General features: G+C 69.3%; 12 protein-coding genes. 6 read left to right on the top strand and 6 right to left on the bottom strand.

The window, feature by feature from the left end; translation table 11 throughout:
• Window positions 1–19 precede the first annotated feature (19 nt).
• Entirely contained in the window at window positions 20–559 is a 540-nt protein-coding gene (locus AC1DP3_RS04835) for an LURP-one-related/scramblase family protein (RefSeq protein WP_477291797.1), read from the bottom strand.
• A 142-nt stretch (window positions 560–701) separates the two neighbouring features.
• Entirely contained in the window at window positions 702–929 is a 228-nt protein-coding gene (locus AC1DP3_RS04830) for an RNA-binding S4 domain-containing protein (RefSeq protein WP_477291795.1), read from the bottom strand.
• 126 nt (window positions 930–1,055) lie between these two features.
• Here AC1DP3_RS04830 and AC1DP3_RS04825 point away from each other — a divergent pair, with 126 nt between their 5' ends.
• From AC1DP3_RS04825 to AC1DP3_RS04810, 4 genes are all read left to right on the top strand, one after another.
• Window positions 1,056–1,529: a VOC family protein gene (locus tag AC1DP3_RS04825; protein WP_477291793.1), complete on the top strand. Its 474-nt coding sequence runs from the start codon at window positions 1,056–1,058 to the stop codon at window positions 1,527–1,529.
• Window positions 1,526–2,674 (top strand): PQQ-dependent sugar dehydrogenase, encoded by a 1,149-nt coding sequence (locus AC1DP3_RS04820; protein WP_477291791.1) that lies wholly within the window; start codon window positions 1,526–1,528, stop codon window positions 2,672–2,674. The genes AC1DP3_RS04825 and AC1DP3_RS04820 overlap by 4 nt, the downstream gene beginning before the upstream one ends.
• A gap of 52 nt (window positions 2,675–2,726) precedes the next feature.
• Complete coding sequence (locus AC1DP3_RS04815; RefSeq protein ID WP_477291789.1) at window positions 2,727–3,812, top strand: zinc-binding metallopeptidase family protein; 1,086 nt, start codon at window positions 2,727–2,729, stop codon at window positions 3,810–3,812.
• 119 nt (window positions 3,813–3,931) lie between these two features.
• Window positions 3,932–5,152 (top strand): glycoside hydrolase family 3 N-terminal domain-containing protein, encoded by a 1,221-nt coding sequence (locus AC1DP3_RS04810; RefSeq protein WP_477291787.1) that lies wholly within the window; start codon window positions 3,932–3,934, stop codon window positions 5,150–5,152.
• A 7-nt stretch (window positions 5,153–5,159) separates the two neighbouring features.
• Here the strand turns inward: AC1DP3_RS04810 and AC1DP3_RS04805 are convergent, their stop codons facing one another.
• The 4 genes from AC1DP3_RS04805 to AC1DP3_RS04790 form a co-directional block, all read right to left on the bottom strand.
• Complete coding sequence (locus AC1DP3_RS04805; RefSeq protein ID WP_477291785.1) at window positions 5,160–6,029, bottom strand: 3-methyladenine DNA glycosylase; 870 nt, start codon at window positions 6,027–6,029, stop codon at window positions 5,160–5,162.
• Between the two features lie 66 nt (window positions 6,030–6,095).
• Window positions 6,096–6,806 carry an SOS response-associated peptidase gene (locus AC1DP3_RS04800; protein WP_477291783.1) on the bottom strand — a complete coding sequence of 237 codons (711 nt, stop codon included), beginning with the start codon at window positions 6,804–6,806 and terminating at the stop codon, window positions 6,096–6,098.
• 43 nt (window positions 6,807–6,849) lie between these two features.
• On the bottom strand, window positions 6,850–7,881 hold the full coding sequence (locus AC1DP3_RS04795) for an App1 family protein (RefSeq protein ID WP_477291781.1): 1,032 nt from the start codon (window positions 7,879–7,881) through the stop codon (window positions 6,850–6,852).
• A 4-nt stretch (window positions 7,882–7,885) separates the two neighbouring features.
• On the bottom strand, window positions 7,886–8,599 hold the full coding sequence (locus tag AC1DP3_RS04790) for a DedA family protein (protein WP_477291779.1): 714 nt from the start codon (window positions 8,597–8,599) through the stop codon (window positions 7,886–7,888).
• Window positions 8,600–8,641: 42 nt separating this feature from the next.
• On the opposite strand from AC1DP3_RS04790, the gene pabB reads away from it, so the two are divergent.
• Together pabB and leuS are read left to right on the top strand one after the other, a co-directional pair.
• Complete coding sequence (gene pabB / locus AC1DP3_RS04785; RefSeq protein ID WP_477291777.1) at window positions 8,642–9,949, top strand: aminodeoxychorismate synthase component I; 1,308 nt, start codon at window positions 8,642–8,644, stop codon at window positions 9,947–9,949.
• 89 nt (window positions 9,950–10,038) lie between these two features.
• Window positions 10,039–12,624, top strand: a complete 2,586-nt coding sequence (leuS, locus tag AC1DP3_RS04780; RefSeq protein WP_477291775.1) for a leucine--tRNA ligase — start codon at window positions 10,039–10,041, stop codon at window positions 12,622–12,624.
• Window positions 12,625–12,651 lie beyond the last annotated feature (27 nt).

The raw sequence follows: 12,651 nt of genomic DNA, 5'->3' as shown, positions 1-12,651 counted from the left end.
GCGGACTGAGGGGCCGGTGTCAGCGCGACATCTGGTCGAGAGCCACGGTGGCCGCGAGGATCAGTGCGACGTCCTGCCCTGAGGCGATCTCGACTCCGTAGGTGTCGCGAAGGCGCAGCCATCGTTTGGACACCTCGGCGACCTTCGAGCCGCCGCTCTCGAAGGTGTACTCGTGGTCGACGATGTTGCCCTGGATGTCGATCTCACCGATGTCGTCGGCCTGAAGCGTGAAACGCTCGCGCAGCGGGTTGATGAGCGCCTTCTTGATGGTGGCGTCCGGCCGTCCGGGACGCTCGATCGACATCGTGTCTCTGATGGCGACCTTGCGCTCCTGGATCTTGGCGACCTCCGCGCCGGAAACGTCGCGGATGACGAGCGTGTCCCGAATGCGGGCGACCTTTCCGTCCACCTTGAACGCGCGTCGACCCGTGTTCGTCTCGATCCAGAAGTCGTCCCCGAACGAGACGAGCTTCTCGCGCATCTGGAAGACCTCGACGTCGCCGCCGCCCCCACGCCGTTCTTCGCGCCGCTCCTGACCTCTACGACCGAGAAGTGCCATGGCTCACCTTTCCTTCGGGATGACTCGACCGAGTGGACGAGCACATCGGCTGCGAATCGCCCCCGGCGATCGGGCTGAGGACGGTGCTCCGGCCATCATGCCACCGCACGTCGCGGACCGCAGTCGTTCGCGGCGGCAAGCGTCAGCGGCAGACGCGGAGCCGGCGTCCCTCGAAGCCCACGATGTCGCCCAGTTCGAGCTGACGTCCCCGGCGGCGATCGACCTCGCCGTTCACTGTGACAGAGCCGTCCACGATCGCCATCTTGACCTCGCCACCCGAGTCGAGGAGCCCGGCCAGCTTCAGGAACTGCCCGAGGCGGATGCCGTCGCCGCCGATCGGGACGTCGTCGATGGGAGCCGGGTTCGTCATGCCCGAATGCTAACCGAGACACCGGGAGACGGATGCCGAGGGTTGACGCCGGAATGCCCACGAACGGCGTCCTCCGCTTTCCGCAAGCCTCTTGCGAGTGTCTGTGGCCTGGGAGAGTCTGTGCCCATGACCGACGTGATCCCCTTCCTCTGGTTCGACAACGATGCCGAATCGGCGATCACCTTCTACACGGGTCTGATTCCCGACTCCGAACTGGTGTCGATGTCCCACTATCCCGACGGCGTTCCCGGCATGGGCGGCAAGGTCATGCACGCGCATTTCCGGCTGAGCGGGCGCGACTACCACGCGATGGATGCCGGGCCGCAGTTCCCGTTCACCGAGGCGATCTCGCTCTATGTCTCGTGCGCCGGACAGTCCGAGGTCGACCGCTACTGGGACGCCCTCGCCCCCGGAGGCCAGGAGCAGCCGTGCGGCTGGCTCAAAGATCGTTGGGGGCTGTCATGGCAGATCATCCCGGATCGGCTCATCGAACTCATCCGCGATCCCGACCCCGACCGTTCGCACCGTGCCGTGCAGGCGATGCTCGAGATGAAGAAGATCGACATCGGCGCGATAGAGGCGGCTGCCGCAGCGGCATGAACCGGGTGCGCGCCGCGATCACTGCCGCGACCGTAGCGGCGGCCCTGCTCGCGACGCCCTCGTGCACGGCGGGAGCGCCGAGCGACAGCATCCCGCCGTCCGCCACTCCTGAGGCGACCCCTGCCTCGCCGGCCACTGACGCGGTGCACGGCTTCTGGCGCGTCGAGGGTGCCCCCGCGACCCTCGCCTCCGGACTGCGCGCTCCGTGGTCGGTGATTCCGCTCGAGGGCGGGAGAGCGCTCATCAGTCAGCGCGATGACGGCGCCGTTCTCGAGCTCGCCGCGGATGGCGAGCTTCGCGTTGTCGGTGTCGTGCCGGACGTGGTCTCGGGCGGCGAGTCCGGACTCCACGGCATCGCCCTCTGGGAGAGCGGAGAGGACCGGTGGCTGTACGCCTACCACGGTGCATCCAGCGACAACCGGGTGGTCCGGATGCCGCTCCTCGGCGAGCCGGGAGGATTCCGCCTCGGAGAGGCCGAAGTGATCTTCGCCGGGATCGCCCGGGCCTCCACGCATGACGGCGGTCGGCTCGCGTTCGGCCCCGACGGCTATCTCTACGTGACCACCGGCGACGCACAGAACCGTCCGTCGGCGCAGGATCCGGCATCCGTCAACGGAAAGATCCTGAGGTTGACGCCGGAGGGTGAACCGGCGCCGGGCAATCCCTTCGGGACGGCGGTCTACACGCTCGGCCACCGGAATGTGCAGGGTCTCGCATGGACCAGCGACGGCACGATGTGGGCGAGCGAGTTCGGCCAGGACACCTTCGACGAGCTGAACAGGATCGAGCCGGGAGCGAACTACGGCTGGCCGATCCACGAGGGCCTGGCGGGTGCAGCCGGGTTCGCCGATCCTGTGGCCACGTGGGCGACGGACGAGGCGAGCCCCAGCGGAATCGCGGCCGTCGGCGACACGGTCTTCATCGCGGGCCTCCGAGGCGAGCGGCTGTGGACCGTCGACACGAGCGGTGGCGGGATCGTGGGGGACCCGGTCGCGGTCCTGTCGGGGGAGCAGGGACGGCTGAGGGATGCCGCTGCGGCCCCTGACGGTTCACTCTGGGTGCTCACGAGCAACACGGACGGCCGCGGCGCGCCGAGGACGGCCGACGACATCCTCCTGCGCCTCTCCCTCGTCCCGCGAGGCTGAGAGCGCGGCGACGCGCAGGCCCGGCCGGTGCTGGCGGGGTTACGGTGAACGAGTGATCCAGCAACCCCGGTGTCCTGTCTGCAGGCACTTCATCTATCTCGACACACTGGTGTGCCCTGAATGCGATGCCGAGCTCGGCTACCAGGTGCTCACTCGAGAGTTCTACTCCCTCCGCAAGGGCCGCGCTGTCATCGACGACCAGGTCTGGTACACGTGCTCCAATCGAGGCTGGGAGTGCAACTGGCTGGTGTGGGAGGACGCCCCCGCCGGCCGCTGCTTCTCGTGCCGGCTGACGCGGAACCGTCCGGATGCCGATGACACCGTCGCGCTGTCGAAGCTCGCCAAGACCGAGGAGGCCAAGCGTCGCCTGGTGCTGCAGCTCGGCGACCTCGGGCTGCCGATCGTGCCGTGGGATGTCACTCCCGGCGGCCTCGGGTTCGACCTGCTCTCGAGCATCTCGCTCGGACGGCCCGTCATGATCGGCCACGCGAACGGCATCGTGACGATCGACCTCGCCGAGAGCCTCGATGACCGTCGCGAGGCGCTTCGGATCAAGCTGGGCGAGCCCTACCGCACGATGCTCGGCCACCTCCGTCACGAGACGGGTCACTACTACCAGAACGTGCTGCTGACCAACGATCAGGACTGGGCGACGTGCCGCGACATCTTCGGCGACGAGCGCGCCAGCTACCGGGACGCCATCAAGCGCCACTACAAGCTGGGCGCGCCCGAGAAGTGGCATGAGTCCTTCATCTCGGAGTACGCGACGATGCATCCGTGGGAGGACTTCGCCGAGACGTTCGCCCACTACCTGCACATCACCGGCACCCTGCAGACGGCCGCGGCCATCGGCATCACCCTGGATGCCTCGGCCACCAGCCTGCGGGACACCGACGTCATTCCGCGGGGCTCCTACCGCGACGAGTCGGTCGCGCTGCTCCTGTCGGATTGGGACTGGATGTCCGAGGCCTTCAACCGCATCAACCGCGCCATGGGCTTCGGTGACCTGTACCCGTTCCAGATCGCACCGCCGGTCAGGCGGAAGCTGGGCTTCATGCACGACCTGGTGACCCACGCCCCGCTCACCACGGAGGAGCAGTTCCGGCTCGCGCTGCCCCAGGAGACCGAGCGGGCCTGATCGCACGCCACGGCGCACTCCGGTGCGACGGCCCACCGGCAACGGTTACCGCACCACGGGTTGGGCGCCAGTTGAGCCGCGGTCGGCTCCCGTCCAGCATCCGGACGTAGGGTCGAATGATGTGCACGGCGCGTCGGATCCTCGCCCTCGGCGCGGGTCTGGCGCTCGCCGCGATGGTGACCGCGTGCACTCCGGCACCCTCCTCCGACACGACGGCGCCCACCCACCGCCCCGCGCCCACCCAGAGCCCGACGCCGACCCCGACGCCTGAGCCCCAGGATGAGCTCGAGGCTCGAGCCGCGGCATCCGTCTCGGCCATGACGCTGCGCGAGAAGGCGGCGGCCGTCGTCATGGGTCATGTCCCGACGACCGATGCGGCAGCCGTGCGCGGGTACATGCAGCAGACGGGCATCGCCGGCTTCATCCTCATGGGTGCCAACATCCCGGGCGACGAGGCCGGCACGCAGGCTGTGACGCAGGCGCTGACGATCGATCCGGCGCTTCCCCCGCTCATCGCCGTCGACCAGGAAGGCGGGGACGTCTCGCGGCTGCCGTGGGACACGTTCGCCTCCGCGCTCACGCTGAAGGACCAACCCGTCGCGGCGACGACCGACGCCTTCGCGGGTCGGGGAGGCGTCGTGAAGCGCGACGGGATCGGCGTCAACTTCGGCGTCGTGGGCGATGTGACCGACGACCCGGGCATGTTCATCTACCGACGGGCGCTCGGCACGACTCCGACCGCCGCCGCCGAGCGGGTCGGAGCCGCTGTGACGGCCGAGAGCGGGCAGGTCTACACGACGCTCAAGCACTTCCCCGGCCACGGCGCGGCACCGGGGGACTCGCACTCCGGCATCCCATCGTCGGCGGAGTCGAAGGCGGAGTGGGCGGCATCGGACGCGCTGCCGTTCGACGCCGGCATCGCAGCCGGCGCGCAGCTTCTTATGTTCGGACACCTCGCCTACACCTCGGTCGACCCGGCTCCCGCGACGCTGTCGCCCGAGTGGCACCGCATCGCGCGCGAGGAGCTCGGCTTCGGCGGCGTCATCGTGACGGACGACCTCGGGATGCTGCAGGCCTCCGGGATCCCGGAGTACCAGGACCCGGTGGCCAACGCGGTGCGCGCGCTCGGAGCGGGGAACGACCTGCTGCTGACGGTGGTCTCCTCGACGCCGGACACCGCCCCGCGGATCGTCGACGGCATCGTGACCGCTGTCGAATCGGGCCAGGTGCCTGCGGCGCGGCTCGACGATGCGGCCATGCGCGTCACGGCCCTGCGGCTCGGGCTCGCGGAATCCGGTCGCGGTCTTGTGGCGTGCGAAGGGTGCGCCCCCCTGGGGTGACCGGCGCTCAGCAGGCGCCGAGCACGGCGAGGAGCCGTGCGCGCAGGGCGTTCGACCTGTCGGTGAACTCGCGCTGCCTGCGCACGTACTCGGCCTTGCCCTCGGGAGTCTCGATGCGAACCGGCTCATAGCCGTGGTCGGCCAGGTCGTAGGGCGACGCCTGCATGTCAAGCACCCGGATCTCTCGCGCGAGCTCGAATGAATCGAGGAGCAGGTCGCCCGGCACCAGCGGCCCGAGCTTGACCGCCCACTTGTAGACGTCCATGCCCGCGTGCAGGCAGCCCGGCTGCTCCAGCGTCGGCTGCAGATCTCGGGTCGGCGCCTCGCGATTGCGCGGAACGGCCTCGGGCGTGAAGAACCGGAAGGCGTCGAAGTGCGTGCACCGCAGTTCATGCGCCTCCACGACCTCGTCCGTCGCCGCCTGCCCGAGCCGCAGGGGAGCGGAATGGCGATGTTCGTCCTGGCGGTACACCATGGCCCACTCGTGCAGTCCGAAGCAGCCGAACGAACCCGCGCGGCCGCTCGTCGACCGCAGGATCCTCTCGACCCCCGTGACGAGAAGCGCCTTCTCGCCGCGGAACCTCCCAGCATCCACCACGAGCGACCGTGGCTCGGCTCCCGGTCCGTACCACCGCCACGCCGCGCGCGGCGAGTCGTCCGCGTCGGCGAGCTCCACACCGGCACCCGGGTGCCAGCGACGCAGGACAGACGGCTTGTACGAGTAGTACGTGAAGAGGAAGTCCTCGACCGGATGCTTCTCCCCGCGCCCCGACCGCGCGCGGTGCGCTGCCGTGAGCGCATCCGCCCGCGCGGCATGGGCAGCCTCGCGCGCGCGCCACTCGGCGGGGGCGAGGCGTTCAGCCGACAGCACGGTCACTGTTCGAGGATAGGCGCGCTGTTCTGAGTGTCTGTCGAAAGCGGCGTCACTCGCACCCGCGGAGTCTCAGGCGGCGGGCTCGATGAGCTCAGGAGAGTTGTTGCGGACATTGCCGACCGCCTTGCCGACGACGTGGTTGTCGAGCGCGTCGGCGATCGCGGGTGCGGCGTCGATGGCGGCATCCAGAACATCCCCGACGTTGTCGGTGCTCGGGTCGAGCCACGCATCGGCATGATCGGCGTCGAGGAACAACGGCATCCGGTCGTGGATCGACCCCAGGTTGCCGATCGAATCGCGCGTGAGAATGGTGAAGCTCAGCACCCAGCGGGCCGGATCATCGTCAGGCTTCGCGGCATCCTTCCACCACTCGTACAACCCTGCGAAGAAGAGCGGCGAGCCGTCGGCGGGGTGGATGTAGTGGGGGATCTTCTCGTCGCCGACCTTCTTCCATTCGTAGTAGCCGGATGCCGGGACGATCGCGCGCCGCTTCTCGAGCGCTTTGCGGAACATGGGCTTGTCTTCGAGCTCCTCAGCCCGCGCGTTGAAGGCGCGCGCTCCGATCGACACGTCCTTCGCCCAGGAGGGCACCAGACCCCAGCGGGCGACCTCCAGCCGCCGCGTCGGGGGCTCGGTCTTCGCTGAATCGAGGACGATCGCGACGCGCGCGGTCGGTGCGATGTTGTAGGAGGGTTCGGGCAGATCGTCGCTCTCGACATCGACCCGGAGGACTCCGACGAGCTCGGAGCCGACGTTCGCCACGACGAATCTTCCGCACATGCCGCCGAGCCTACGCGCGGGTTCCGACGCTGCTGCGGGTCGATCAGCGTCCGAGGACGCCGACGCCCTCGAGCCGCTCGAGCAGACCCGCGCCGTCGGACTCGGTCACCCACGGCACGGCCACCTCGGAGTGATCGTCGACCACCGTGCGCCCACCGGCGAGCACAGCCTCGGCCGGGGACAGCCGGCGGATGGCCACGCAGACCACGTTGTCGGGGTGCTCAGCGGTGAACCGCGTGTAGATCTCGTCGTCGTGCTGGCCGTCGTCGCCGACGAGGAGCCACTTGATCTGGGGGAACTCGCGGGCGAGGCGTCGCAGGTTCGAGAGCTTGTGCTCCTTGCCGCTGCGGAACCACCGGTCGTGCGTCGGGCCCCAGTCGGTCAGGAGGATCGATCCCGAGGGGAACAGATGGCGGGTCAGGAAGCGGATGAGCGTCGGGGCGACGTTCCACGCGCCCGTCGACAGATAGACGACCGGTGACCCTGGGTTCTCTCGCGCGATCCGCTCGAGAAGAACGGCCATGCCGGCGACGGGCTGCCGCGCGTGCTCGTCGACGACGAACGAGTTCCACGCCGCGATGAGGGGGCGGGGGAGTGCGGTGACCATGACCGTGTCGTCCACATCAGAGACGACGCCGAACCGCACCTCCGGTCCCACCACGAAGACGCGGGTCTCGACCGGCTCGCCGCCCTCGACCGACATCTCGAGCGTCTGCCAGCCCGGCTCCAGCTGCGCTGGTATGACGCTGTCGATGACGCCACCCCGATCGGCGACCACCTCGTGGCTCACGCCGGCGATCGTCACGGTGACCTGGGCGAAGCCGACCGGCACGGACGCGAAGCTGCGCCAGCCGCGCACCGAGGCGTACTCCCCGGTTCCGATGGGCTTCACCGGAGGGACGATGAGCACGCGGCCGAGCACGCGCACCCAGTCGACGCCCCCGTAGCCGGGGAACGGAGTGACGGTGGGCTTCTGGCGCCTGGCGCGTGCGCGGCGCTCTCGCCACGAATGGAACCGGTACTCCAGACGCGCGAGCCACAGCACTTTGGCGCGGGCGGAACGGTTCGCGGGCATCCGCTCAGTCTTCCACGTCGTCTTGAATATGCCGTGTCGGCTGGACATCCGGGCCCACTTCGTGCTGCTCGATCCCGTCCTCTCCGTGCAGGTGCCGGTGCTCGACCTTCTCGAGGACCTTCTTGCCGACGAACACCAGGACGATGAAGAGCGCGATCACGGCCACGAAGATGTAGCCCGCGTAGTGCAGCTGATCGGCGAGCTCGCGATACGTCCCGGCCGCCGCGGCCGACACCGAGATGTAGAGCGTCGCCCACAGGATGCACGCCGGAGTGGTCCAGGCGAGGAACCGTCGGTAGGAGTAGCCGCTCATGCCCACGGTGAGGGGCACGAGCGAGTGGAGCACCGGCAGGAAGCGCGAGATGAAGATGGCGGGGCCACCGCGTCGGCGCAGATACCGCTCGGAGCGCTCCCACTTGTCGTCCCCGAGCCGCTTGCCCAGACGCGATGCCTGGATCCTGGGGCCGAGGAACCGGCCCAGCCAGAAGCCGATACTCTCGCCGATCAGGGCTCCGATCACGATCGCGAGGCCGAGGAAGATGCCCTCGGCGGGGGAGGCGACGGCTGTGCCGGCCACGATCACCACGGTGTCGCCTGGAACGACGAGCCCGATGAGAACGCTCGTCTCCAGCATCACCGCGACACCGGCCGCGATCGTCCGGACGACCGGATCGACGCTCTGCACGGCATCGAGCAGCCACGAGAGGAACTCGTTCACGCCATGAGCCTACGGGTGAGGCGGCGGCTCTAGCCTGGGAGAATGTCCGATCCGCTCGCCGCTGTGGCCCTGTCGGATTGGATCGACCCCGAGACGGTCTATCTCGCGCGATTCGCCCGTCTGGAGCGCTCTTTCTGGCTGGATGCCGGACCCCGCGCGACGACCGGCTGGAGCTGGATCGGAGCAGGCGTCGTCGAGCGCGATGAGACTGCCGTGCGGGCGGTCGCGGTCACCGGCTCCGCCGCCGCCCACCGCGAAGCCGGACGGTTCCCGGGGGGCTGGGTGGGCTGGCTCGACTACGAGGACGCCGCTGCCCGCGCGGGAGCACCCATCGCCGAGGTGGAGACGGACATCCCGCAGCGCTTGTGGCTGCGTGTCGAGAGCTTCGTCGCCTTCGACCACGCCGCGAGGCGGGTCTGGGTGCTCGCGCCCGACGACCGGGAGGCGGCGAGACTCGCGAGCGAGGTTGCGGCGTCGCAGCCGCGCCCGCGCACCCCAGAGGAGCGCGCGCCGGTCACGGTGACGCCACGCCACGTGCCCGACCAGTACGCGCGGCTCATCGAGCGGTGCCGCGACGCGATCCGGGAGGGCGACGCGTATCAGCTCTGTCTCACGACCAGGTTCGAGGTCGAGGCATCCGTCGATCCCCTCGAGGCCTACCTGCGGCTTCGCGCCCGCACTCCCGCCCACCATGGGGGGATGATCCGGTCGGGTCCCGCGGCCCTCCTGAGCGCGAGCCCCGAGCTCTTCCTCGAGGTCGAGGACGGTGTGGTGAGAACACATCCGATCAAAGGCACGCGACCGCGAGGGGCCGATCCTGCCTCGGATGCGGCGCTGGCGGAGGAACTGGCCGCGAGCGAGAAGGAGCGCGCGGAGAACGTCATGATCGTCGACCTGATGCGCAACGATCTCTCGCGCGTCTGCGAACCCGAGAGCGTGGCGGTCGACCGGCTGTTCGCGGTGGAGAGCTACCCGGCCGTCCATCAGCTGGTGAGCACCGTGTCGGGCCGGCTGTGCGAGGGGACGACCGTCGGCGATCTGCTCGACGCGGCGTTCCCTGCCGGAAGCATGACCGGCGCCCCCAAGCTCTCGGCCATGACGATCCTGCACGGCCTGGAAGACGGACCGCGCGGGATCTTCGCCGGATGCTTCGGCTGGGTGGGCGACGACGGGTCGCTCGACCTTGCCATGGTCATCCGGTCGATCGTCGTGCACGACCGGGGTGCGTACGTCGGGGCCGGCGGGGGGATCACCTGGAAGTCGGATGCTGCGGCCGAGGTTGCAGAGGTCGGGGTCAAGGCGCGCGGACCTCTCGCGGCCATCGGCGCCGAGCTCCCCGCCGGCTGGTGACGACCGTCCAGCCCGCTCGCACGCCCTTCCGGTAACCTGGAGCGCGCGTTTCACGCGCCATCCCCGCATCGCACGATTGGTTCTCGCACGTGTCACAGAGCTCCCCATCCCTGCCCGCAGCCGAGGGCGTCGGGCACGACGCGCACGCCGTCCAGGCGAAGTGGCAGGCGCGCTGGGCGGAGGCCGACCCGTTCCGTGCCGGCGGGGACGACGACAAGCGGCCGCGCAAATACGTCCTGGCGATGTTCCCGTACCCGTCAGGCGACCTGCACATGGGCCACGCCGAGAACTACCTCTACTCGGACATCGTGGCGCGCTTCTGGCGCCACCGCGGGTACAACGTGCTGAACCCCATCGGCTGGGACTCGTTCGGCCTTCCCGCCGAGAACGCCGCCATCAAGCGCGGCGCCGACCCGGTCAAGTGGACGTACGAGAACATCGCCCAGCAGCGAGACAGCCTGAAGGACTACGGGGTCTCGTTCGACTGGTCGCGGGTGCTGCACACGAGCGACCCCGAGTACTACCGCTGGAACCAGTGGCTCTTCCAGCGGCTCTACGAGCGCGGCCTGGCGTACCGCAAGGAGAGCCCCGTCAACTGGTGCCCCAACGACCAGACGGTGCTCGCGAACGAGCAGGTCGTCGACGGGCACTGCGAGCGCTGCGGCGCCGAGGTCGTCAAGAAGAAGCTCACCCAGTGGTACTTCCGGATCACCGATTACGCCGACCGGCTGCTCGACGACCTGAACCAGCTCGAGGGCTTCTGGCCGCAGAAGGTCATCCAGATGCAGCGCAACTGGATCGGCCGCTCGGTGGGCGCCGACATCGACTTCGAGATCGAGGGACGCGAGGGACGCGTCACGGTGTTCTCCACGCGCCCCGACACGCTGCACGGCGCGACCTTCTTCGTGCTGGCACCCGAGTCCGATCTGGCGGCCGAGCTCGCCGCCGACGCGTCTCCGGAGGTGCGCGAGCGCTTCCGGACGTACCTCGCCGGCGTTCAGCGCGAAACCGACATCGAGCGACAGAGCACCGACCGCCCGAAGACCGGTGTCTTCCTCGAGCGGTATGCGATCAATCCGGTCAACGGCGAGCGACTGCCGATCTGGGCGGCCGACTACGTCCTGGCCGATTACGGGCACGGCGCCGTCATGGCGGTTCCCGCGCATGACCAGCGCGACCTGGACTTCGCCCGTGCGTTCGACCTCCCCGTCAAGGTCGTGGTCGACACGACCGCGCCGCTCACGGGTGCCATCCCGATCATCGAGCTCGACGAGCACGGCGTCCCGATCGACCCCGGTGCCGACATCCTCGGCCTCGACTCGATCGACCCGGCCAAGACGGGAATCGCGCTGACCGGCGAGGGCCGGATGGTGAACTCCGGGTCGCTGGACGGCCTGTCCAAGCGGAACGCGATCGCCCGGATGATCGATGTCCTCCAGGCGGCCGGCACCGGCCGCGCGGCGAAGTCCTTCCGGCTGCGCGACTGGCTCATCTCGCGCCAGCGCTACTGGGGCACGCCCATCCCCATGATCCACACGGAGGACGGGCGGATCGTCCCCGTCCCCGACGATCAGCTTCCTGTCACGCTGCCGTCGGTGCAGGGGCTCGACCTCGTTCCCAAGGGCACCTCGCCGCTCGGCGGGGCGGAGCAGTGGGTCACGACGAGCGACCCCGAAACGGGTGCGCCGGCACGCCGCGACCCCGACACGATGGACACCTTCGTCGACAGCTCCTGGTACTTCCTCCGGTACCTGTCGCCCGGCGACGCGACCAAGGCGTTCTCCTCGCGTGAGGCCGACAAGTGGGGCCCCGTCGACTTCTACATCGGCGGCGTCGAGCACGCCATCCTCCATCTGCTGTACGCCCGTTTCATCACGAAGGCTCTCTTCGACATGGGGCACCTGGAGTTCACCGAGCCGTTCTCGAGCCTGATCAACCAGGGCATGGTGATCCTCGGCGGCACCAAGATGTCGAAGAGCAAGGGCAACCTCGTCCTCTTCCAGGAGGAGCTGGACGCCCACGGCGCGGACGCGCTCCGGGTGGCGCTCGCCTTCGCCGGCCCGGTGGAGGACGACAAGGACTGGGACGACGTGTCGACCACGGGCGCCACCAAGTTCCTCGCCCGGGCGCTGCGGATCGCGCACGACGTCACCAGCGGCCCCGAGGTCATCTGGGCAACGGGCGATACCGCGCTTCGCCGCGTGACGCACAAGCTCCTCGCCGATGCGCCGGGACTCGTCGAGCAGACCAAATTCAACGTGGTCGTCGCGCGACTGATGGAGCTCGTCAACGCGACCCGCAAGACGATCGACTCCCCGGTCGGAGCGGGCGACCCCGCTGTGCGCGAGGCCGCAGAGGCGATCGCCATGGTGCTCGACCTGTTCGCCCCGCACACGGCCGAGGAGATGTGGGAAGTGCTCGGCTACGAGCCCTTCGTCGGGCTTGTGCCCTGGCGTCAGGCCGACCCGATGCTCCTCGTCGAGGACACCGTGAAGGCCGTCGTGCAGATCGACGGCAAGGTGCGCGCGACCCTCGATGTCTCGGCCCGGATCGACGCGGCTCAGCTCGAGGCGTTGGCGCGGGGCGACGAGCGGGTGCAGCGGTCGCTCGGCGAGCGCGAGATCGTGCGGGCGATCGTGCGTCCTCCGAAGGTCGTCAGCTTCAGCACGCGCTGACTCTCCTCCCCACTGGGCGGCGGAAGT

Source organism: Microbacterium sp. P5_B6, from assembly GCF_056400345.1.
Note: the sequence above shows the minus strand (reverse complement) of the source record. Positions and strands in the feature narration are given on the sequence as shown.

Excerpts from the sequence above, each read along its gene's own strand:
- AC1DP3_RS04825 (WP_477291793.1), top strand. The coding sequence starts at position 1,056 with ATGACCGACGTGATCCCCTTCCTCTGGTTCGACAACGATGCCGAATCG.
- AC1DP3_RS04835 (WP_477291797.1), bottom strand. The coding sequence starts at position 559 with ATGGCACTTCTCGGTCGTAGAGGTCAGGAGCGGCGCGAAGAACGGCGT.
- AC1DP3_RS04800 (WP_477291783.1), bottom strand. The coding sequence starts at position 6,806 with ATGTGCGGAAGATTCGTCGTGGCGAACGTCGGCTCCGAGCTCGTCGGA.
- AC1DP3_RS04830 (WP_477291795.1), bottom strand. The coding sequence starts at position 929 with ATGACGAACCCGGCTCCCATCGACGACGTCCCGATCGGCGGCGACGGC.
- AC1DP3_RS04820 (WP_477291791.1), top strand. The coding sequence starts at position 1,526 with ATGAACCGGGTGCGCGCCGCGATCACTGCCGCGACCGTAGCGGCGGCC.
- pabB (WP_477291777.1), top strand. The coding sequence starts at position 8,642 with ATGTCCGATCCGCTCGCCGCTGTGGCCCTGTCGGATTGGATCGACCCC.
- AC1DP3_RS04810 (WP_477291787.1), top strand. The coding sequence starts at position 3,932 with ATGTGCACGGCGCGTCGGATCCTCGCCCTCGGCGCGGGTCTGGCGCTC.
- AC1DP3_RS04795 (WP_477291781.1), bottom strand. The coding sequence starts at position 7,881 with ATGCCCGCGAACCGTTCCGCCCGCGCCAAAGTGCTGTGGCTCGCGCGT.